This is a genomic window from Roseomonas elaeocarpi (assembly GCF_042433915.1).
In the GTDB taxonomy this organism is placed as follows: Bacteria; Pseudomonadota; Alphaproteobacteria; order Acetobacterales; family Acetobacteraceae; genus Roseomonas; species Roseomonas elaeocarpi.
In genome coordinates this window covers 17,629-38,018 of sequence record NZ_JBHLUN010000016.1, presented here as the reverse complement: position 1 = coordinate 38,018, position 20,390 = coordinate 17,629, and the positions used below count along the sequence as shown (strand labels likewise).

Genomic DNA, 20,390 nt, shown 5'->3' with positions numbered 1-20,390 from the left:
GGGATGCGGGCGCGGCTGCTCCGGGCGGAAGGCAGGTTTTCGGCTCCCCCGCCCGGACGCGCGGCGGCAACGCCCGCCTTCCCCGCCGGCAAGGCCTCGACCGCCTCGTTTCGGCCGCTGCCGGCATCACGGCGCCGGAAGCGGCCGGGATGCCGGCACCGGGTTCGATGTTGACCGGGTTCGATGTTGACCGGGTTCAATGCCGGCTGGCGTGCTGCTCCACCGGCGGCGCGTCCTCGGCCGGCAGGCCCAGGGTGCGGCCCGGATAGCCGGCGGCATCGAAGTAGCGGACCTCGCCCACGGACTGGAAGCGCACCACGGTGCGCCGCCCGGCCTCGTCCGGCTCGGACCGGTTCTCGCCGCTGCGCCAGGCCGGCATGGCGCCGTTGGGCGTCGCTTCCGTCAGCACGCGGCCGACCAGGTGCCCCTTGTCGGGGATGCGCAGGTCCAGCAGGCGGGCGATGGTCCTGCCGAGGTCGGCGTTGCTGGCCGGCGCCGGATCGGCGAAGTGCTGGCGGAAATCGGGGCCAACGGCGCCCATGATGTTGCGCGTGTCGGCGCGGCTGAAGCTGCCGTGCATGCCCTGGCCCTGCTGCAGGCCGCTGTCGGCCACTTCCACGCCACAGGTGGTGACATCGGCGCAGCCCGTGCTGAAGCTCCGGAAGTTCACCGCGATCGCCGGCATCGGCGTCACGGCCGAGCCTTCCAGCGCGATCGCCGACAGCGGCAGCGTGCCGGCGAAGCGGCCCAGCTTGCTGTCCACGAACAGGCCGCTGGTGTAGTCCTGCGCCGCCAGCGCCGCGACCACCTTCGCCGCCAGCGCCTTGTCGCCGTTCGGCAGGTAGACCAGGTCCGACCCGCCGTTGGACGCCACCACGACGTCCGGATGCGCGGGATCGGCGCCGATCAGCCCGTTGCCGCGTGACGGGAAATGTCCGTCCTCCAGCCGGGCGTTCCTGGCGTCCGGGTCGAACAGCGGCATGCCGAGCGCGTGCGCGAGGTCGATGGCGGCGAAGCCCATCGGCAGCTGCCCGGTGTTCACGCCGTCGTAGCGCTGCCCGGCCGCCCAGCTCGTGGCGCTGTCCTTGGAGATGGTGGAGAAGCCGTGGTCGGAGGTGATGATCACGTCGGTGTCGCCCTCCAGCCCCTGCGCGCGCAAACCGTCCAGCAGCCGGCGCAGGTCGTCGTCGGCGTTGCGGATGGCGGCCAGCGAGGTCGGGCCGTTGATGCCGGGCACCAGGCGCCCGAGACTGTCACCCTGGTTGTGCTGCGAGCCGTCCGGGTCGCGCGACCAGAACACCAGGGCGAAGGGCTTGTTCCGCGCCTTGAACAGCGGCAGCACCGCCTTGGTCGCGACGTCCGCGAACCAGTTCTGCTGCTCGATGTTGGCGACCGTGGTGCCCGGCTGGGTGCCCGTGCCGGCCTGGGCGTTGTCGCCGCGCGTGGGGGCCTGGGTGGGCAGGTTCGCGGCGGCCAGTGCCTTCTGCACCTCATCGGACAACGGCACGCCGCCGCTGCGCCCGGTCATGTCGTCGGCGACGATGGTGTGCTGGCCCGTACGCTCGGTGCTGTCGAAGATCAGCGCCGGGCCGACCTTGCCGATCGTGGCCGTGGACAAGCCGGCGTCGCGCGCCGCCTTCAGGATGGTGTCCTCGTTCAGGTAGTTCCCGCTGAAGTGCTCGTCCACGTCGGCCAGCACGGGGTCGCTTTCCAGGAAGGGCGTCAGGCTGTTGCCGGCGCCCGGCACGGGGAAGCCGCTGTAGATGGTGTTGCTGAAATCGCCGGTGTCGCCCAGCAGGTGACCGGTGGCCATGCCCGACGCATTGGCCGTGGTGAAGGTGGGAAACAGCGAGTGCGTGTTGGTGAAGCGCACACCGCGCTGCATCAGCGCGTACAGGGTGGGCGCGGTCCGCTCGTTCACCATGCCGGGCCTGAGGCCGTCGGCGACGAACAGCACGACGTTGTGGCGGTGCTGCGCCGCGGGGCGGGCGCGTTGCGCGGCGGGAGCGGCAGGCTGCTGTGCCAGGACGGGCTGCATCAGAGCGGGCGCGACCAGCGCGGTGCTGGCAATCAGGGCGGCGATCAGGCTTCGCATCGGGACCTCGCTCAGGAACACCCCGCCGATACGCGCCGTATGTGACACTACGGTGATGGTTTCGCGAAGGACCCGTGACGGCGGCCACGACGGCTGAGCCGCGCGGCAAGGAGCAGGCCGGAACACCGCGCGCCCGTCCCGGACCGCCGGGAGGCCCCGGCTGGGGGCGGAGCCGGCCCCGTCAGACCGCCGTGCCGCCCACCGTCAGCCCGCTGAGGCGGATCGTCGGCTGGCCCACGCCCACCGGCACGCCCTGGCCGTCCTTGCCGCAGGTGCCGATGCCCGGATCCATCGCGAAGTCGTTGCCGACCATCGAGACCTTGGTCAGCGCGTCGGCGCCGCTGCCGATCAGGGTCGCGCCCTTCACCGGCGCGGTGATCCGCCCGTCCTCGATCAGGTAGGCCTCGCTGGCCGAGAACACGAACTTGCCCGAGGTGATGTCCACCTGCCCGCCGCCGAAGTTCACCGCGTAGAGGCCGCGCTTGACGGAGCGGACGATGTCGTCGGGCGGGGCCTCGCCGCCGGTCATCACCGTGTTGGTCATGCGCGGCATCGGGATATGGGCGAAGCTTTCGCGCCGGCCGTTGCCGGTGGGTTGGACGCCCATCAGCCGGGCGTTCTGCCGGTCCTGGATGAAGCCCACCAGGATGCCGTCCTCGATCATCACGGTGCGCGACGTCGGCGTGCCCTCGTCGTCGACGGTGAGCGAGCCGCGGCGGTCGGGGATGGTGCCGTCATCCACCACCGTCACGCCGGGCGCCGCGATCCGCTGCCCCATCAGCCCCGCGAAGGCCGAGGCGCCCTTGCGGTTGAAGTCGCCTTCCAGCCCGTGCCCGATCGCCTCGTGGAGCAGGATGCCGGGCCAGCCCGGCGCCAGCACCACCTCCATCTCGCCGGCCGGGGCCGGGCGGCTGTCGAGGTTCACGCGCGCCTGGCGCAGCGCCTCGGCCACGGCGGCCTGCCAGGATGCCTCGTTCAGCACGCGCTCGTAGCCGAAGCGGCCGCCGGTGCCGAAGGAGCCGGTTTCGCGCCGCCCGTCCGCTTCCAGCACCACCGACACGTTCAGGCGCACCAGCGGCCGCAGGTCGGCCACGCCGCCGCTCCGCCCATCGGGGCGCAGGATGCGCACCGCCTGCCATTCGCCCGAGATCGTGGCGCTCACCTGCCGCACCCGGGGGTCGAGGGCACGGGCATGGGCATCGATCGCCATCAGCACCGCAGCCTTGGCCGCGAACTCCATGCCCGAGAGCGGGTTGGCCGCGTCGTAGAGCCGCGCGTTGGTGGCGCGCGGCGGTGCCGCGGCCACGTCGGCCTGGCGGCCCGGCAGGGCGCGCACCGCGTCCGCCGCGCGGCGCAGCGCCGCCTCGCCGAACTCGCTGGCATGGGCGTAGGCCGCGCCCTCGCCCCGCACGGCGCGCAGGCCGAAGCCGCGCGCGGTGTCGAAGCCGGCGGCGCGGATGCGGCCGTCGTCGAGCGAGAGGCTCTCGCTTTCGCGGTATTCCAGGAACAGCTCGCCATCCTCGGCGCCGGCCAGCGCCTCGGCGGTGATGCGCGCGGCGCGGGCGGGGTCGAGGTCGCGGAAGAACAGCCGGTCCGTGATGGCCAGGGCGTCGGTGGCGGCGCTCATGCCGGGATCTCCCAGAGGGTTGGAAACGGGAGGGTCGGGAACGGTAGGGTCGGAAACGGGCGCGGCATCACCGGCCCACCGCCGCGGCACGGGCCGGCGGTGCGCCGGGCGCCGCCGGCGAAGCCGCTGCGACGGCGGGAACGGTTGCCGCCGCGCCGCGCGGGCGGCGCAGCGCGTGCATCGTGCCCAGCGCCGCGGTCAGCACCGCCACGGCCACCGACTGGTGCAGCGTGCCGAGCGCGAAGGGCACCCCGTGGATCAGCGTCGACACGCCCAGCCCGTACTGCGCCAGCGCCGCCAGCCCCAGCAGCGCGCACCAGCGCCGCGCCCGCCCGGCCGGCAGCCGCGCGAGGCCAAGCCCCGCCGTCACCAACACCAGCAACAGCGTCACGGTGGCGAGCAGGCGGTGGTTGAACTGCACCGAGGCCACGTTCTCGAACAGGTTCCGCCAGGCGGGCTCGAGGAAGAAGTAGCCTTCCGGCACCAGGTGCCCGTCCATCAGCGGAAAGGTGTTGTAGTCGAGTCCGGCCTTGATCCCGGCCACGAAGCCGCCGGCCAGCATGGTCAGCACCACCAGCCCCGCCACCGGATGCGCCAGGGCGCGGAGCGGGCGGGCACCCGGCGTGGCCTCACGCTCCGGATGGCGCAGCGTCATCGCGGTCCAGACCAGGACGGAATACAGCAGCAGCGCCAGCGCCAGGTGGATCACCAGCCGCCAGGGCGACACCGCGGTGCTGTCGGCCTCGAAGCCCGAGGCCACCATGAACCAGCCCACCGCGCCCTGCAGCCCGCCGAGGATCAGCAGCAGCACCAGCCGCGGCTTGAGCCCCGCCGGCACCCGCCCGCGCGCCCAGAACCACACCAGCCCGCCGGCGAAGACCAGCCCGATCAGCCGGCCCCAAAGGCGGTGCGTCCATTCCAGCCAGAAGATGCTCTTGAAGCCCTCGATCCCGAAGCCCTGGTTCACCAGCGCGTACTGGGGAATGGTGCGGTACAGGTCGAAGAGGCGCTGCCATTCCGCGTCGCTCACCGGCGGGATCGCGCCGCTCAGCGGTGCCCATTCCATGATCGACAGGCCCGAGCCGCCGAGGCGCGTGGCCCCGCCGAGCGCCACCATGATCCACACCATCGCGGCCACCGCGATCAGCCACAGCGCCACGGCCCGGCGGTCGCGTGTTGCCTGATCTGAGGCGGCACGGGGCGGCACGGGGGCGCCGGGCGGGGCGAGCACCACCGCCGGATGGCCCGGGCGGCCGCTGCCGGCCCCTTGGGTGCCGGAGGCGCCGGGCGCCCCCGTGGCCGTTGCGCTGCCCTGGGGCGGCGCGGCGCCGCCCGGCCCCTGGCGCGCCCCTGCGGAAGAGGGGCCCTGTTTCGCGGAAGTTCCGTCTGGCATGAGGGGGATCATATAGGCGCGCTGGACCGCGCCGCGACCCCCTGGTAACCCGCGCCCCCCATGTCCCTGGCTCATCCCGCCATCTCCGTCGTCGTGCCGATGCGCAACGAAGGCCCCAATGTCGAGCCGCTGCTGCGCGAGATCGCGCTCGCGCTGGACGGCGTCGCGCACGAGATCCTGTGCATCGACGACGGCTCCACCGACGACACGGCGGCCGAGCTGGAGCGCATGCGCGCCGCCGGCCTGAGCGTGCGGCCGCTGCGCCACCGGCGCTCCTGCGGGCAGTCGGCCGGCGTGGTGACCGGGGTCCGCGCCGCTCGCGCCCCCTGGATCGCCACGCTGGACGGCGACGGGCAGAACGACCCGGCCGACATCCCGAAGCTGTGGCGTCGGGCCCAGGCCGAAATTAACGGGGCCGCGATCAGCGGCGCCGGGCTCGATGGGTCCGGGATCAACGGAGCCCAGGCCGGTGGCACCGGCGCGGCGGGCGCGCTGGAACGGGTCGCGGGGGCTGCGACCGCGGTGGAGGGCGCCGCCAGCGGCCCCGGCGCGATCCTGGTGGCGGGCTGGCGCACCACGCGGCGCGACACCACCGTCAAGCGGCTGAGCAGCCGGATCGCCAACCGGGTGCGCGCCCGGCTGCTGGGCGACGCCACGCCCGATACCGGCTGCGGGCTGAAGGTGTTTCCGCGCGCCCTGTTCCTCGCCCTGCCGCCCTTCGACCACATGCACCGCTTCCTGCCGGCCCTGGTGATCCGCCAGGGCGGGCGGGTGGTGAGCGAGCCGGTGAACCACCGCCCGCGCACCCGCGGCGTGTCGAACTACGGCACGCTGGACCGGCTGGCGGTGGGGCTGGTGGATCTGCTCGGCGTGATGTGGCTGCAGCGCCGCTGGAAGCGGCCGGAGCTGCTGCCCGAAGCCCCCGGCACCCTGGCGCGGCCCGTGGAACAGGGGGACGATGTGGCCCGGGGCAGCGGCCTCGCCGACGCGGCGCGCCCCGGCGGTCAGGTGAGTGAAGCGGTGGGCGATGCGGCCCGGCGCGACGGCCTGCCCGCTGCCCCTGCCCCGGCCAACGGGCTCGGCGGAACCCCGCGCTGAGATGACGCCACCCCCTGCCGACACCGGGTTGCCGCAGCCCGACCGCGCGCGTGGCCCCTGGAACGCGATCGGGCGGCTGCTGCTGCTGGCACTCGGCCTGGCGCTGGCCGGCTGGGTGATCCGCGAGGTGGGCGAGGACCACGGCCTCAGCTTCGCCAGTGCCCGGCTGCGCGACGACGGCTGGTGGGGCGAGGCGCTGTTCGTCCTGGTGGGCGCCGGTGCCGCCGCCGCCGGGGCGCCGCGGCAGGCCGTGGCCTTCCTGGGCGGCAGCGCCTTCGGGGTGCTGGCCGGTGGGGTGCTGAGCCTCGTGGCGCAGGTGCTGGGCTGCGCGGTGGACTTCCTTTGGGCGCGGCTGGTGGGGCGGGAATGGGCGGCGCGGCGGCTGAACGGCCGCTTCGGGCGGCGGCTCAAGCCGGTGCACGACGTGCTGGTGGGCGCGCCCTTCGGCACCACCCTGGCGCTGCGCCTGCTCCCCGTCGGCAACAACCTGGCGCTGAACCTGCTGGCCGGCCTGTCGGGCGTGCGGGCGGCGCCCTTCATCCTGGCCTCGGCGGTGGGCTACGTCCCGCAGACCGCCGTTTTCGCCCTGCTGGGCGAGGGCGTGGCGGTGGACCGCACGGCGCAGCTGATCCTGGGCGTGGCGCTGTTCGCCGTTTCGGCGGGGCTGGGCTGGTGGCTGCTGCGCCGCCACCGCGCCGGCCGCGCCCTGGGGGGCTGACGGCGCGCCGAGGGGCGGCCGTGCCCGACCTGTGCCCCGCCCTCCGCCACGGGGATGGGAGACCCGCACGCTGACCCTGCCCGCCCGGCTGGGCGCGTCCGGGCCGTCGTGGCAGGGTCCCGCGCATGAGCACCGCGACCCTGCCCCTCCGCCACGCCCTTCTCGCGCTGGCGGTGGTGGCGGTCTGGGGGATCAACTTCGTGGTGGCCCGGCACGGGCTGGACCAGTTCCCGCCCTTCCTGTTCGCGGCGCTGCGCTTCACCTTCGCCCTGCTGCCGGCCGCCTTCTTCCTGCGCCGCCCGCATGTCCGCTGGGGCAACATGGTGGCCTACGGGCTGCTGATCGGCACCGGGCAGTTCGGGCTGCTCTACTTCGCGATGCGCGGGCTGATCTCGCCGGGCCTCGCCTCGCTGGTGATGCAGGTGCAGGTCTTCTTCACGATCGGGCTGGCGATGCTGCTGACCGGCGAGCGCGTGCGGCCCTACCAGTTCGCGGCGCTGCTGCTGGGGGCCGCCGGCATCGCGGTGATCGCGGCCAACACCGGCGGCGAGACCACGGTGCTCGGCCTCGCGATCACGCTGCTGGCGGCGCTGAGCTGGGCCTGCGGCAACATCGCGGTGATGCGCTCGGGCGCCAACGACATCCTGGGCTACGTGGTCTGGGCCAGCCTGTTCTCGGCGCCGCCGCTCTACGTGCTGAGCTTCGTGCTGGAGGGCTGGCCCGCGATGCGCGACAGCCTCGCCACCGCGGGCGCCGCCGCCTGGGGAACCGTGGCCTACCAGAGCTTCGGCAACACGCTGTTCGGCTACGCCGCCTGGGGCTGGCTGCTGCGCCGCTACCCTTCCGCCACCGTCAGCCCCATGGCGCTGCTGATCCCGGTGGTGGGGATGGGCAGCGCTGCGCTGCTGCTGGGCGAGTCGCTGCCCGCCTGGAAGCTCGGCGCGGCGGGGCTGGTGATCGGCGGGCTGGTGGTGAGCCTCCTTTGGCCGCGCTGGCGGGCGCGGCAGGCCCGGCACGCCTGACGCCGGAACCGGGCGCCACGCCGGACAGGACGTTTCCCGGCTGGCCTCGCCCCCTCCCCTTGGAAGGCCGGGGCGGGACCGAGGCCAGGTGGACGCGAGGGGGCCTTCGCGTCACGGCATCGACAGTCGGCAGCAGCGTCGGCGCCGCACGCTGCCCATGCCCTTATCGAGGTTGCGCCACCGCCGGCGGGGCGGCTCAGCCCGCGGCGAGGCTGCGCCGCAGCCGCGCCAGGGCGCCGGGCAGCCCGCGCACCCGCAGCACCCGGCCGGTCTCGTTGTAGTCCTCGGACAGCACCCGCGCGCTCTCGTAAACCTCGCCGATCAGCCCCTGCCTGCTGTAGGGCAGCACCAGCTCGTCCTCCACCATGGATTCCTCGAAGAAGGCGATGATCGTGTCGCGCAGGGCGCTGACATCCCCGGGCCGGTGGGCCGAGAGCTGGATCGCGTCGGGGTAGCGCTCGCGCAGGGCGGCGCGGCCGGCCTCGTCCACCCGGTCCATCTTGTTCAGCACCAGCCGCGACGGCACCGCGTCGGCGCCGATCTCGCCCAGCACGCCCCGGCTCACCGCCAGCTGCGCTTCCCAGGTCGGGTCCGAGGCATCCACCACGTAGAGCAGCAGCGAGGCTTCCAGCGCTTCCGTCAGCGTGGAGCGGAACGAGGCCACCAGGTCGTGCGGCAACTGCTTGATGAAGCCCACCGTGTCGGACACCAGCACGCGCGGCCTGGTTTCGGGCTGCAGCACGCGCACCGTGGTGTCGAGCGTGGCAAACAGCTTGTCCTCCACCAGGACCTGGCTCCCCGTGAGCGCCCGCATCAGCGAGGACTTGCCGGCGTTGGTGTAGCCCACCAGCGCCACCCGCAGCTGGTCGCGCCGGGCGGCGCGCCGGTTGTCGCTGTCGCGCTGCACCGCCTCGAGCTGTTCGCGCAGCTCCGCCAGACGGTCGCGGATCTTGCGGCGGTCGAGGTCGAGGTTGCTCTCGCCCGCGCCCGGCCCCTGCTGCCGACCGCCGCCGCCCGAGGACTCCCGCAGGCGCGGCGCCACGTATTTCAGCCGCGCCATCTCGACCTGCAGCTTGGCTTCGCGGGTATTGGCGTGACGGTGGAAGATCTCGACGATCACGCCGGTGCGGTCGAGCACCTCGGCGCCGGTGGCACGCTCCAGGTTGCGGATCTGGCTGGGCGAAAGCTCGTGGTCCACGATCACGAATTCGGGCCGTGGCCCCGTCCCCTCCGCCGTGGCGGCCGCGTCGTCATCGCCCGCCGCATCCTCATCGGACGGCGCGTCGGCGGCACCCTCGAAGCGCTGCCGCGCCTTGGAGCGCGCCCGCGGCGCCATGGTGCCGACCACGCCGGTTCCGCCCGTGAGCGCCGCCAGCTCGGCCAGCTTGCCGCTGCCCAGCAACGCGCCCGCGCCGGTGCCCTCGCGCCGCTGCGACACCGATCCCACCACCTCGTAGCCCAGCGTCTTCACCAGCCGCGCCAGCTCGGCCAGGCTCGCTTCGTGCGCCGCGTCGTCGACCTCGGGAAGCTGGATGCCGACCAGAACGGCGCGCGGGATGGGGGGCTTGGTCTCCATGGCGGGGGTCTAGCACGGATCGCGCCCGCGCCCCCGGCTGCCCGGGCCTTTTCCCGCCTGCCGCCCCGTTGCCCCCGGTGATGTGACCTCGGGAGCCAGGCTCCGACAGCCGACGCGGCAGCCCCCGCGCGCCATGTCTGGGCCGGGCCTCAGCGTCCCGTCCGCGCCATCCTCCGGCCTGGGCCCCTGTCACCGCGCCGCCGCACGCGCTATCTCGCGCAGAACCAGGTCCAGACCGCCCGGGCCGGGTGAACTCCAGCCGCCTCCTCCATGCCAGACGGGACGCGCGCCGCCAGCCATCGTTTAAGGACAGTGCCGTGAACGAGATCCTGCCCAACAGCCTTCGCGCCGGTCCCAACGACCGCGGCCGCTTCGGTGATTTCGGCGGCCGCTTCGTGGCCGAAACGCTGATGCCCAACATCCTGGAGGTCCAGCAGGCCTTCGAGGAGGCCAAGCGCGACCCGGCCTTCGAGCAGGAATGGCGGCTGCTGCTGAAGGACTACGTGGGCCGGCCCTCGCCGCTGTGGCTGGCGGAGCGGCTGACGAAGCACCTCGGCGGCGCCAAGGTCTACTTCAAGCGCGAGGAGCTGAACCACACCGGCGCGCACAAGATCAATGCCGTGCTGGCGCAGATCCTGCTGGCGCGCCGCATGGGCAAGACGCGCATCATCGCCGAGACGGGGGCCGGCCAGCACGGCGTGGCGACGGCCACGGTGTGTGCCCTGTTCGGCCTGCCCTGCACGGTGTTCATGGGCGCCACCGACGTGGAGCGGCAGCGGCCCAACGTGTTCCGCATGAAGCTGCTGGGCGCCGAGGTGAACGCGGTGACCGCGGGCGCGGCCACGCTGAAGGACGCGATGAACGAGGCGCTGCGCTACTGGGTCGCCAACGTCCACGACACCTACTACTGCATCGGGACCGTGGCGGGTCCGCACCCGTACCCGGAGATGGTGCGCCATTATCAGTGCGTGATCGGCGACGAAACGCGCGAGCAGCACCTGGCGGCCGAAGGGCGGCTGCCCGACGCGCTGGTCTGCGCGGTGGGCGGCGGCTCCTCCGCCATGGGGCTGTTCCATCCCTTCCTCGATGATGCCGAGGTCAAGATCTACGGCGTCGAGGCGGCGGGACGCGGCATCGAGAGCGGCGCCCACGCGGCGGCGATCGGCGGCGGTGCGCCGGGCGTGCTGCACGGCAACAAGACCTACCTCCTGCAGAACCGCGACGGGCAGATCACCGAGGCGCATTCCATCTCGGCCGGGCTGGATTACCCGGGCATCGGGCCGGAGCATTCCTGGCTGCACGAGATCGGCCGGGTGAACTACGTCGGCGCCACCGACGACGAGGCGCTGGAAGCCTTCCAGCTCTGCTCGAAGCTGGAGGGCATCATCCCGGCGCTCGAGTCCGCGCACGGGCTGGCCTACGTGATGAAGCTGGCGCCCACCATGCGGCCGGACCAGACGATCGTGCTGAACCTGTCGGGGCGCGGCGACAAGGACATCTTCACCGTGGCGCATCACCTCGGTGTCCAGCTGTGAGAGAGGGTGCAGCCGTGAACCGCATCGCCGCCCGCTTCGCCGAGCTCAAGGCGCGCCACCGCGGCGCGCTGGTGACCTACCTCCAGGCCTTCGACCCGGACCGCGACACCTCCGCCGCGATCCTGCGCGGGCTGCCGGCGGCGGGCGCGGACCTGATCGAGATCGGCGTGCCCTTCACCGACCCGGCGGCCGACGGCCCCTCGATCCAGCGCGCGGGCCTGCGGGCCCTGGCGGCGGGCGCCAGCATGGCGGGCGTGCTGGCCATGGTGCGGGAGTTCCGGGAAGGCGAACGCGACACGCCGGTGGTGCTGATGGGCTATCTCAACCCCATCATCGCCTACGGGCCCGAGCGCTTCTGCCGCGATGCCCGCGCCGCCGGCGTGGACGGGCTGATCGTGGTGGACATGCCCCCTGAGGAAGCCGACGAGCTCGCGCCCTATGCCGCGGAGCAGGGACTCGACCTGATCCGGCTGATCGCGCCCACCACCGGCGACGCGCGGCTTCCCTTCGCGCTCGAGGGCGCCGGTGGCTTCGTGTACCACGTGGCGATCGCGGGCATCACCGGCACGCGCTCCGCCACCGCGGAGGAGCTGGGGCACAACATCGACCGCATCCGCGCCGCGACGGCCTTGCCGGTGGCGATCGGCTTCGGCATCCGCACGCCCGACCAGGCGGCGGCGGCGGTGCGGCTGGCCGATGCGGCGGTGGTGGGCACCGCCCTGGTGGACGCGCTGGCCGCCACGCTGGACGAGGCCGGCCGCGCCGGGCCGCGCACGGTGGACGCGGTGCTGGACGCCGTGGGCGCGCTGTCGGGCGCGGTGCGGGCCGCGCGGATCATGGCCTGAGGCCGCGGGCCCGGACGAGGGCGCGCCTTCCGGGCCACATCCGGGGCGGAGGGCGACCCGGCGAGGGTCCCGCTCCCCTTGATCCGGGCCGCATCCCGGGCGGCGGGGGGCGGCGGCCTCCGGCCCGTTCCTCCGCCGGCCGTTTCAGCCCCGGCGCAGCCAGAGGCGGGTGGTGCCGTCCTCGCCGCTTTCCTGGCGCAGCACGGCGTGGCCCTGTTCCTCCGCGGTGCGCGGAACGTTGCGTCGGGGTTCCTCGCCGCGCAGCGTCACCAATAGAACTTGCCCCGGCGCGAGACGGTCGAGGGCCAATCGGGTCCTGACAAAGGTCATGGGGCAAATGTCGCGGGTGATGTCGATCTGTGCATCCGCCACCAGTTCTTGCGCGTCGGTTGTTCTGTTCATCACCGCTCCTGTTGTTTCCCGGTTCGAGAAGGTATATCCCCTGGCATGCCCGCCGGGGAAATCCCGGATCATTGCCGCGCTATTTGGCCGGTACCGCGATCAGCGAGGACACGTATGACGGACGTGGATAGTCCCGAAGAACCGCGCGGCGACGTGCTGTCGCTGACGGCACAGATCGTGGCGGCGCACGTCAGCAACAACAGCGTGCAGCCCGACGCGCTGCCGGCGCTGATCACCGAGGTGCACCGCGCGCTGCTCGGCCTGGGCAAGCCGGTGGAAGCGCCCGCGATCGCCCGGCCCGAGCCCGCCGTGCCCGTGAAGAAGAGCGTCACGCCGGAATACCTGGTGTGCCTCGAGGACGGCAAGAAGCTGAAGATGCTCAAGCGTCACCTCAAGACCGCCTACGACATGACGCCCGAGCAGTACCGCGAGCGTTGGGGCCTGCCGCCCGACTACCCCATGGTGGCGCCCAACTATGCCGAGCACCGTTCCTCGCTGGCCAAGCGGATCGGCCTGGGCACCCGGCCGCACAGCCGCAGCCGCCGCGCGTCCTGAGCGGCGCTGCCGCCCGGTGGCGCGCCTCACAGCGACGCGCCGCGGTCGGGGCAGGAAGCCGAACGGGCTGTTTGCCGCCGCCCGCCGGGACCGGGTAAGGTCTTACACCGCCCCGCAGCGCCGCCTCGCGCCGCGCGGCGCACTGGACTAGAAACGGACGCATGGACGCAGCACGCCCTGACCCTTCGCGCATCGAACGTCTCTGCGTCGAGCGCGGGCTGAAGATGACCGGACAGCGCCGGCTGATCGCGCGCGTGCTGAGCGAGGCGCAGGACCATCCCGACGTGGAGGAGGTCTACCGGCGCTCGCTCGCCATCGACAACAAGGTTTCCATCGCCACCGTTTACCGCACCGTCCGCCTGCTCGAGGAAAAGGGCATCCTGGAGCGGCACGACTTCGGCGGCGGCCGGGCGCGCTACGAGCCTACCGACCACGGGCACCACTACCACCTGATCGACGTGGACAGCGGCCGGGTGATCGAGTTCGAGGACGAGGCCCACGAAACGCTGGTGCGCGAGATCGCGGCCCGCCTCGGCTTCACGCTGATCGGCCAGCGGCTGGAACTGTTCGGCCGCAAGCCGGAGGGCGCGGCCCAGCCCTCGGCACGCCGTCAGGAGCCGGACCCGGAGTGATGAGCGTGGCCCAGGCGGGACACGGCCAGGGGACGGGCGAGCAGCCTTCCGAGCTTCGTGCCGAGGATCCGGGACTCAAGGCCCGCGAGGCGGCCGCCGCCGTGGAAGGCCCCGGCTTCGGGGAGCTGCGCGCCGGCGAGCTCGGCGTGCGCATCGCCGAGCACGCGTGGGAGATCGAGGCGGCGCAGCGCCTGCGCTGGAAGATCTTCTACGAGGAGATGGGCGCCCACCCCGCGCCCGGCATGACGCCCGGCCGCGACGTGGACCTGTTCGACGCGGTGGCCGACCACCTGCTGGTGGTGGACTACAACCTCGGCTCCGGCCCGGAATCGGTGGTGGGAACCTATCGCCTGATCCGGCGCGAGGCCGCGGCGCGGATCGGCCATTTCTATTCCGCCGACGAGTACGACATCACGCCCCTGATCGACCGGCCGGGACAGGTGCTGGAGCTCGGCCGTTCCTGCGTGGGCGAGAACCACCGCACCCGCGGCACGCTGCAGCTGCTGTGGCGCGGCATCGCGGCCTATGTCCAGAAGCACCGGGTGGAGCTGATGTTCGGCTGCGCCTCGCTGCCCGGCACCGACCTCGAGGCGCTGGCGGAACAGCTGACCTACCTGGCCACGCACCACATGGCGCCGCCGGAGCTGCGGCCGCGCGCCCTGCCCGGCCGCTACGAGGAGATGCGGCGGATGGACCCGGCCGCCGTTCGCCGCTCCGCCCTGTCGGACCTGCCGCCGCTGCTGAAGGGCTATCTCCGCCTCGGCGGCTTCGTGGGCGACGGCGCGGTGGTGGACCAGCAGTTCAACACCACCGACGTCTGCGTCATCGTGAAAACCGACCTGATGACCGACAAGTACTTCCGCCACTACGAGCGCAAGGCGGGCTGGGGCTCGGAGTAAGGAGCCGCTCCTCCGGCGGTTCGCCTTACTATCTTACTATCTTACCATCTTACTTCCCCGCCTCGCCGCCGGGCCGGCGCCGGGGGAGCCGCCCGCACGCCCCGCCCGGCAGAACCCCTCCCCGCACCCGGGCGCCCCAGCCTCAGGCGAGGTGGAACACCGTGTCGAGCGGGATGCTCACCGGCGAGCCGTCGGGGTTGGTTTCCATCAGCGGTGCCATGCTGTCCCACCAGCGCCGCATCACCGGCAGCCCCGGCAGCGCGTCCATGCCGTGATCGTCCTCGCGCCACAGCACGGCGAAGAGCGCGTCGGTCTCCGCATCGTGGTGGATCGAGTAGTCGCGGATGCCGGCCGCCCTGAGCGCCGCCGCCAGTTCCGGCCAGATCTCGTCGTGCCGGCGCCGGTACTCGGCCAGGTGCCCCGGCCGCAGCTTCATGCGGAAGGCGATCTTCTGCATAGTTTTCCCTTCTCCCCGGCGCCCCCGGGCCATCCGGCCCAAGCCTAGCGGCTTCGCGCCGGGACACCACGATGGAGGCTGTTATGCTGCTCCAGGGAAAGACGGTGCTGATCACCGGGGCCTCCGCCGGGATCGGCCGCGCCACGGCGGTCGCCGCCGCGCGGCACGGGGCCGACGTGGCACTGAACTACCTGGGCGACCCGGCCGGCGCCGAGAGCGCGGTGCGCGAGATCGAGGCGATGGGCCGCCGGGCACTGGCCCTGCCCGGCGACGTGGCCGAGCCCGCCACGGCCACCGCCTTCGTGGAGGCCGCCACCGAGGCGCTCGGCCGGGTCGACGTCTTCGTCAACAATGCCGGGATCTGTCCCTTCCACGCCTTTCTCGACATGCCGACGGAGGTGCTGGAGCGCACCCTGCGGGTGAACCTGCACGGCGCCTTTCACATGGTGCAGGCGGCGGCGAACCAGATGGTGCGGCAGGGCGGGGGCGGCGCGATCGTGGCGGTCTCCTCGATCTCGGCGCTGGTGGGGGGCGAGTTCCAGACCCACTACACGCCCACCAAGGCCGGGGTGCACTCGCTGATGCAGTCCGCCGCCATCGCGCTCGGCCGGCACGGGATACGGTGCAATTCGGTGATGCCGGGCACCATCCTGACCGACATCAACAAGGAGGACCTGGGCCGGGAAGACGGCAAGCGCGCCGCGATGGAAGCGCGCATCCCGCTGGGCCGGCTGGGCGAGCCGGAGGACCTCGCCGGGCCGATCCTGTTCCTGGCCTCGGACCTCGCGCGCTACGTCACCGGCGCGGCGCTGCTGGTGGATGGCGGGATGTTCGTGAACCTGCAGTAGGGCGGGGGCGCAGGGCTTCGGCGCCCCGCCCCGTGCATGGGCGCCTCCGTGTTTGGACGCCCCCTGCCTGAACGCCCCGTATCTGGACGCCCCTTACCTGGACGCCCTCCGCCTGAGCGCCCTGTGCCCTGGTGCACCGTGCTTCGCCAGGGCGACGAGCCGGAACGGGACGCCCGCCACCATGAGGGCGAGGCGGACCGGGCACAGGCGACCCTGGCGCATCGCGCGTCGCGGCTTGCCGATCCCCACCGGGCCGGCTAGACGCTGCGCCGTGCCAGTCGCACTGGCCGTAAGCGTTCAACGTCAACCAACGCACTCAACGATCCCCGTGGTCGGAGTGCGTCTGCTTGCGCCGGACGCCGCCGAGCGGGGACCAGTGTGGAGAACACATCATGGTTCGCGCGTCGGAACGCGACGTTCGCGCGTCTGGACACGACGTTCGCGCGTCGGAACACGGCGTTGGCACGCCGGAACGCGAGGTCGGTACGCCGGAACACGACGTCCGTGCGTCACGAGGCGACGCGGGCGGGCGCCGCCTGCTGCTGCTGGCCCTCATCCTCTTCGTCTCCTACCTCTGCGTGGCCGTGTCCCTGCCGGTGGTGCCGCTCTTCGTCACGCGCAACCTCGGGCTGGGCAATGCCTGGGCCGGGCTCGCGGTCGGCAGTGCCTTCGTCGCCACCATCCTGACCCGCGGCCTCGCCGGCACGCTGTCGGACCGGCGCGGGCCGAAGCGCGCGGCGGCCTGGGGCCTGGGCTTCTACGTGGCGGGCGGCCTCGTTTCGGCGATGGCAGGCGTGCTGGCACAGGGCTGGCCGGGGTTCGCGGTGCTGATCCTGGGGCGGCTCGTGGTCGGCCTCGGCGAGAGCCTGGTGGCGGTGGGCGTGATCGCCTGGGGCATCGCCAGTCTCGGGCCGCAGCGCTCGGGCAAGGTGCTGGCGCTGCTGGGCGCCTCGCTCTACGGCGCCTTCGCGGTGGGCGGGCCGCTCGGGCTGCTGCTGCTGGAACGCCTGGGCTTCGCGGGCACCATGCTGCTGGCGGCGGTGCTGCCGGCGCTGGGCCTCGTCGCGATCTGGCCACTGGCGGGCGCGGCGGCACATCCGGAGGTCGTGCGGCCGCCCTTCCGCCGCGTGATCGGACGGATCTGGCGACAGGGCAGCGTGGTCTGCCTGCAGGGCGTCGGCTTCGCCGCGATCGGCGCCTTCTTCTCGCTCCACTTCGCGCATGAGGGCTGGCCGATGGCGGGGCTCGGGCTGACGGGGTTCGGCCTGGGCTTCGTGATCGTGCGCGCGCTGTTCGGGCACCTGCCGGACCGGCTGGGCGGGCTGCCGGTGGCCACCGGTTCGCTCGCGGTGGAAATGGCCGGGCTGCTGGTGATCGCGGTCGCGGGCGACCCGCGGGTGGCGCTGCTGGGCGCCTTCCTGACGGGTCTCGGCTGCTCGCTGGTGTTTCCGGCCATGGGGCGCGAGGTCGTCCGCCTGGTGGAGCCGCCGCTGCGCGGCACCGCTTTAGGCGCCTATGCCGGGTTCCAGGACCTGGCCTACGGGCTGACCGGGCCGCTGGCGGGTCTGCTGGCCGATCGGGCGGGCTATGGCAGCGTGTTCCTGGCGGGCGGGATCTCGGCGGCGCTGGGGCTGGCGGTCACGCTGCGGCTGCGGCGGCGGGTGGTGGCGATGGTTTAGCAGCGCCGCCAGGGCAGTCGTCGCCTCGCACCGCTGATGCTCCGATCGGTCAGGAACCCCGTCGGAGGCTTAGCCGATCCAATCCGGCCGGCGGATTGGCAAACCAGTCCTGGGATCACCGGGCACTGGTGCCCTCAGGAAAGCGGCGCCCCGGTGGACGGTCAGCGGATGATCCGCACCGGCGGCGCCAGCAAGGTCGGAAGAGCCGCGAGCGGTGCGATCAGCCATAACGCTGACGGGGTTTCCGCCATCTGAAGGCCGACCCCGAGGATCAATGCCGTGGCGCCGGACAGCATCCGCAGGTCCGGCTGCAAGGGGACCTGCCGCCTCGGTCCTCGATCCTGCATTGCCAGTTCATAGGCGATTGGGCCGGCCAAAGCTCCACCCAGAGCGATGCCTGCCAGGGCCGCGCCTAGGATACCGAAAGGTCCAAGGATCAGGGCCGGCACCACAGAGATCACACCGATCACGAGGCCACTCACCCCTCCGACCATCACGACGCCGATGGCGACAACAAAGCCGCGGGCAGCGATCAGAGCATCTCTGATGCCGAAGGGTCCAAGCGGCGCGAGGATGAGCGGCAGCAGCCAGAGATGGCTCCAGCACAACAGCAAGGCTAGCGGGAAACCCATCCAGGCACCCACAGGCCAGTTCCACCATGCCGCAGGCAAGATGATGCAGAGGCCGCACAGGAACCAGTCCAGCAGAAGGCCCACACTCAGCCAGGTCGAGAGGTTCAGCGGGGAAGGAGAGGATCTTGCCAACGGCGGTCCATCTGCAGATGCCCAGGGAGGCGGCGTGGGCTCCCGTCTCGTACCTGGCCAAACAAAACACCAATTCCAGAAACGCGAAACGCCCCGGGGATATCCCCGGGGCGTTCCCGTTCAACCCATCGCGGTGACGCGGTGGATCAGTCCTCGGTGCCCTGGTTGCGGCGACGGATCGCGGCACCCAGGATATCGCCCAGCGAGGCGCCGCTGTCGGAGGTGCCGTACTCGCGCACCGCCTCACGCTCCTCCTCGACTTCCTTGCCCTTGATGGTCAGGCTCAGGCGACGGGCGGCGCGGTCCACCATGACGACCTTGGCATCGACCTTCTCGCCCACCGCGAACTTCTCGGGGCGCTGGTCGTTGCGGTCGCGGGCGAGCTCGGCGCGGCGGATGAAGCCCGTGAGGACCTCGTCCACCTTCACCTCGATGCCGTTGCTCTCGATCTTGGTCACCACGCCGGTGACGATCTCGCCCTTGCGGACGCGGTCGAGAACCTCGGCGGCCGGGTCGGACTGGAGCTGCTTGATGCCGAGCGAGATGCGCTCCTTCTCGACATCGACGTCCAGCACCTTGGCCTGAACCACGTCACCCTTGTTGTAGTTCGCCATGGCCTGCTCGGCCGGGAGATCCCAGCTGAGGTCGGACATGTGGACCATGCCGTCGAGATCCGGGCCCAGGCCGATGAACAGGCCGAACTCGGTGATGTTGCGGATCTCGCCCTCGACGGTCGAACCCGGGGCGTGCTGCTCCAGGAAGACATCCCAGGGGTTGCCCTGCGCCTGCTTGAGGCCCAGCGAGATGCGGCGCTTCGGCTCGTCCACGTCCAGGATCACCACGTCCACTTCCTGGGTGGTGGCGACGATCTTGCCCGGGTGGACGTTCTTCTTGGTCCAGCTCATCTCGGACACGTGGACCAGGCCCTCGACGCCCGGCTCCAGCTCCACGAAGGCGCCGTAGTCGGTGATGTTGGTCACGCGGCCGGAGAACTTGCCCTGCACCGGGTACTTGACCGCAACACCCTCCCACGGGTCGGCCATCAGCTGCTTCATGCCGAGCGAGATGCGCTGCGTCTCGCTGTTGAAGCGGATGACCTGCACCTTGACCTGCTGACCGATAGTCAGGGCCTCGGAGGGGTGGTTGATGCGGCGCCAGGCGATGTCGGTGACGTGCAGCAGGCCGTCCACGCCGCCCAGGTCCACGAAGGCGCCGTAGTCGGTGATGTTCTTCACCACGCCGTCGAGGATCATGCCTTCCTTGAGGCCCTGGATCAGCTCGGAACGCTGCTCCGCACGGGTCTCCTCCAGCACCGCGCGACGCGACACCACGATGTTGCCGCGGGCGCGGTCCATCTTGAGGATCTGGAAGGGCTGCGGGCTGCCCATCAGGGGCCCGACGTCGCGCACGGGGCGGATGTCGACCTGGGAGCCGGGCAGGAAGGCCACGGCGCCGCCGAGGTCGACGGTGAAGCCACCCTTGACGCGGCCGAAGATCGTGCCGTTGACGCGGACCTGCGCCTGGAACTGCTTCTCGAGGTTGGTCCAGGCTTCCTCGCGGCGGGCCTTCTCGCGGCTCAGGACGATGGAGCCGTCCTTGTCCTCGTAGCGCTCGACGAACAGCTCGACGGTGTCGCCCGGCTTGACCTCGGCCTTCTGGCCCTGGGGGGCGAACTCGCGCAGCGGAACGCGGCCTTCGGACTTCAGGCCCACGTCCACGACGGCGACGTCATCGTCGATGCGGACGACGCGGCCGGTGACGACGGAGCCGGCAAAGCCGGTATCGGGCCCGAGCGTCTCGTCGAGCAGGGAGGCGAAATCCTCCATGGCGGGGCGCTCGAGGGTGGTGGCAGATGCCATGTAGCGGTGTTTTCCTGTGGGTGACGGCGCCCCGCGTCGCGAGGATCGTGCCGTCGGGGTCCTGCGCCCCGGCGATCCGCCGCCCGGCCTGCGGAGGCGGGAGGAGGAGCCTGAACGTCTTGCCCGCCATGTCGCGGGCCGGTTTCGGGAAAGGGCCTGGGGAATGGCACGGGGCCACGCCGGCAGCACGCGAGGCATGCCTTCCTCGCGATGGTGCGGCTTATAGCGCGCGGGGGGCCAGATCGTCAAGGAAAAGCGGCGGCTGATGGGGTGGAAAGCGAGGATCCGGAGCCCGGGCGGGAGCCGCCGGAACCGGTTCGCGAGGGAGGCGGAACCCTGTCGGCCGGGAGCCGGGAGGGCGTCGCGCCCGGGGCCGGCGGCGACGC

At 72.3% G+C, this 20,390-nt stretch carries 18 protein-coding genes; 10 read left to right on the top strand and 8 right to left on the bottom strand.

The features are described 5' to 3' along the window. Positions 1–196 precede the first annotated feature (196 nt). From ACFFGY_RS20495 to ACFFGY_RS20485, 3 genes are all read right to left on the bottom strand, one after another. Complete coding sequence (locus tag ACFFGY_RS20495) at positions 197–2,143, bottom strand: alkaline phosphatase family protein (RefSeq protein WP_377046395.1); 1,947 nt, start codon at positions 2,141–2,143, stop codon at positions 197–199. A gap of 133 nt (positions 2,144–2,276) precedes the next feature. After that, positions 2,277–3,722 (bottom strand): metalloprotease TldD, encoded by a 1,446-nt coding sequence (tldD, locus tag ACFFGY_RS20490; protein WP_377046394.1) that lies wholly within the window; start codon positions 3,720–3,722, stop codon positions 2,277–2,279. 67 nt (positions 3,723–3,789) lie between these two features. Continuing rightward, positions 3,790–5,115 (bottom strand): COX15/CtaA family protein, encoded by a 1,326-nt coding sequence (locus ACFFGY_RS20485; protein WP_377046393.1) that lies wholly within the window; start codon positions 5,113–5,115, stop codon positions 3,790–3,792. A 60-nt stretch (positions 5,116–5,175) separates the two neighbouring features. Here ACFFGY_RS20485 and ACFFGY_RS20480 point away from each other — a divergent pair, with 60 nt between their 5' ends. The 3 genes from ACFFGY_RS20480 (at position 5,176) to ACFFGY_RS20470 (ending at position 7,953) form a co-directional block, all read left to right on the top strand. Continuing rightward, complete coding sequence (locus ACFFGY_RS20480; protein ID WP_377046391.1) at positions 5,176–6,213, top strand: glycosyltransferase family 2 protein; 1,038 nt, start codon at positions 5,176–5,178, stop codon at positions 6,211–6,213. 1 nt (position 6,214) lies between these two features. Continuing rightward, positions 6,215–6,931 carry a TVP38/TMEM64 family protein gene (locus ACFFGY_RS20475; RefSeq protein WP_377046390.1) on the top strand — a complete coding sequence of 239 codons (717 nt, stop codon included), beginning with the start codon at positions 6,215–6,217 and terminating at the stop codon, positions 6,929–6,931. Positions 6,932–7,056: 125 nt separating this feature from the next. Next, positions 7,057–7,953 carry an EamA family transporter gene (locus tag ACFFGY_RS20470; protein WP_377046388.1) on the top strand — a complete coding sequence of 299 codons (897 nt, stop codon included), beginning with the start codon at positions 7,057–7,059 and terminating at the stop codon, positions 7,951–7,953. A gap of 196 nt (positions 7,954–8,149) precedes the next feature. Here the strand turns inward: ACFFGY_RS20470 and hflX are convergent, their stop codons facing one another. Continuing rightward, the gene (gene hflX / locus ACFFGY_RS20465) at positions 8,150–9,529 is read right to left on the bottom strand and encodes a GTPase HflX (RefSeq protein WP_377046386.1); all 1,380 of its coding nucleotides are present in this window, start codon (positions 9,527–9,529) and stop codon (positions 8,150–8,152) included. A 317-nt stretch (positions 9,530–9,846) separates the two neighbouring features. Between hflX and trpB the strand changes: the two genes are divergently transcribed. Beyond that, complete coding sequence (trpB, locus tag ACFFGY_RS20460; RefSeq protein WP_377046384.1) at positions 9,847–11,064, top strand: tryptophan synthase subunit beta; 1,218 nt, start codon at positions 9,847–9,849, stop codon at positions 11,062–11,064. A 14-nt stretch (positions 11,065–11,078) separates the two neighbouring features. Further along, complete coding sequence (trpA, locus tag ACFFGY_RS20455; RefSeq protein ID WP_377046383.1) at positions 11,079–11,909, top strand: tryptophan synthase subunit alpha; 831 nt, start codon at positions 11,079–11,081, stop codon at positions 11,907–11,909. Between the two features lie 144 nt (positions 11,910–12,053). Here trpA and ACFFGY_RS20450 read toward each other — a convergent pair whose 3' ends face one another. Then, the gene (locus tag ACFFGY_RS20450) at positions 12,054–12,311 is read right to left on the bottom strand and encodes a sulfurtransferase TusA family protein (protein WP_456316177.1); all 258 of its coding nucleotides are present in this window, start codon (positions 12,309–12,311) and stop codon (positions 12,054–12,056) included. Between the two features lie 114 nt (positions 12,312–12,425). Between ACFFGY_RS20450 and ACFFGY_RS20445 the strand changes: the two genes are divergently transcribed. The 3 genes from ACFFGY_RS20445 to ACFFGY_RS20435 all read left to right on the top strand — a co-directional run bounded on the left by ACFFGY_RS20445 (position 12,426) and on the right by ACFFGY_RS20435 (position 14,397). Beyond that, entirely contained in the window at positions 12,426–12,866 is a 441-nt protein-coding gene (locus ACFFGY_RS20445; RefSeq protein WP_377046381.1) for a MucR family transcriptional regulator, read from the top strand. 161 nt (positions 12,867–13,027) lie between these two features. Further along, positions 13,028–13,498, top strand: a complete 471-nt coding sequence (locus ACFFGY_RS20440) for a Fur family transcriptional regulator (protein ID WP_377046380.1) — start codon at positions 13,028–13,030, stop codon at positions 13,496–13,498. Beyond that, complete coding sequence (locus tag ACFFGY_RS20435) at positions 13,498–14,397, top strand: GNAT family N-acetyltransferase (protein WP_377046379.1); 900 nt, start codon at positions 13,498–13,500, stop codon at positions 14,395–14,397. Before ACFFGY_RS20440 ends, ACFFGY_RS20435 begins: the two co-directional genes overlap by 1 nt. Before the next feature lie 142 nt (positions 14,398–14,539). Here the strand turns inward: ACFFGY_RS20435 and rhaM are convergent, their stop codons facing one another. Then, positions 14,540–14,854, bottom strand: a complete 315-nt coding sequence (gene rhaM / locus ACFFGY_RS20430; RefSeq protein WP_377046378.1) for an L-rhamnose mutarotase — start codon at positions 14,852–14,854, stop codon at positions 14,540–14,542. A gap of 83 nt (positions 14,855–14,937) precedes the next feature. Between rhaM and ACFFGY_RS20425 the strand changes: the two genes are divergently transcribed. Together ACFFGY_RS20425 and ACFFGY_RS20420 are read left to right on the top strand one after the other, a co-directional pair. Beyond that, entirely contained in the window at positions 14,938–15,702 is a 765-nt protein-coding gene (locus tag ACFFGY_RS20425) for an SDR family NAD(P)-dependent oxidoreductase (protein WP_377046377.1), read from the top strand. A gap of 392 nt (positions 15,703–16,094) precedes the next feature. Further along, positions 16,095–17,381 (top strand): arabinose transporter, encoded by a 1,287-nt coding sequence (locus tag ACFFGY_RS20420; protein ID WP_377046376.1) that lies wholly within the window; start codon positions 16,095–16,097, stop codon positions 17,379–17,381. Between the two features lie 161 nt (positions 17,382–17,542). Here ACFFGY_RS20420 and ACFFGY_RS20415 read toward each other — a convergent pair whose 3' ends face one another. Continuing rightward, on the bottom strand, positions 17,543–18,145 hold the full coding sequence (locus tag ACFFGY_RS20415) for a hypothetical protein (RefSeq protein WP_377046375.1): 603 nt from the start codon (positions 18,143–18,145) through the stop codon (positions 17,543–17,545). Positions 18,146–18,291: 146 nt separating this feature from the next. Beyond that, positions 18,292–20,004: a 30S ribosomal protein S1 gene (rpsA, locus tag ACFFGY_RS20410; protein ID WP_377046374.1), complete on the bottom strand. Its 1,713-nt coding sequence runs from the start codon at positions 20,002–20,004 to the stop codon at positions 18,292–18,294. Positions 20,005–20,390 lie beyond the last annotated feature (386 nt).

Excerpts from the sequence above, each read along its gene's own strand:
- ACFFGY_RS20420 (WP_377046376.1), top strand. The coding sequence starts at position 16,095 with ATGGTTCGCGCGTCGGAACGCGACGTTCGCGCGTCTGGACACGACGTT.
- ACFFGY_RS20475 (WP_377046390.1), top strand. The coding sequence starts at position 6,215 with ATGACGCCACCCCCTGCCGACACCGGGTTGCCGCAGCCCGACCGCGCG.
- rpsA (WP_377046374.1), bottom strand. The coding sequence starts at position 20,004 with ATGGCATCTGCCACCACCCTCGAGCGCCCCGCCATGGAGGATTTCGCC.
- ACFFGY_RS20485 (WP_377046393.1), bottom strand. The coding sequence starts at position 5,115 with ATGCCAGACGGAACTTCCGCGAAACAGGGCCCCTCTTCCGCAGGGGCG.
- ACFFGY_RS20480 (WP_377046391.1), top strand. The coding sequence starts at position 5,176 with ATGTCCCTGGCTCATCCCGCCATCTCCGTCGTCGTGCCGATGCGCAAC.
- tldD (WP_377046394.1), bottom strand. The coding sequence starts at position 3,722 with ATGAGCGCCGCCACCGACGCCCTGGCCATCACGGACCGGCTGTTCTTC.
- ACFFGY_RS20470 (WP_377046388.1), top strand. The coding sequence starts at position 7,057 with ATGAGCACCGCGACCCTGCCCCTCCGCCACGCCCTTCTCGCGCTGGCG.
- ACFFGY_RS20440 (WP_377046380.1), top strand. The coding sequence starts at position 13,028 with ATGGACGCAGCACGCCCTGACCCTTCGCGCATCGAACGTCTCTGCGTC.
- hflX (WP_377046386.1), bottom strand. The coding sequence starts at position 9,529 with ATGGAGACCAAGCCCCCCATCCCGCGCGCCGTTCTGGTCGGCATCCAG.
- ACFFGY_RS20445 (WP_377046381.1), top strand. The coding sequence starts at position 12,426 with ATGACGGACGTGGATAGTCCCGAAGAACCGCGCGGCGACGTGCTGTCG.
- rhaM (WP_377046378.1), bottom strand. The coding sequence starts at position 14,854 with ATGCAGAAGATCGCCTTCCGCATGAAGCTGCGGCCGGGGCACCTGGCC.
- ACFFGY_RS20435 (WP_377046379.1), top strand. The coding sequence starts at position 13,498 with ATGAGCGTGGCCCAGGCGGGACACGGCCAGGGGACGGGCGAGCAGCCT.
- ACFFGY_RS20450 (WP_456316177.1), bottom strand. The coding sequence starts at position 12,311 with ATGAACAGAACAACCGACGCGCAAGAACTGGTGGCGGATGCACAGATC.
- ACFFGY_RS20425 (WP_377046377.1), top strand. The coding sequence starts at position 14,938 with ATGCTGCTCCAGGGAAAGACGGTGCTGATCACCGGGGCCTCCGCCGGG.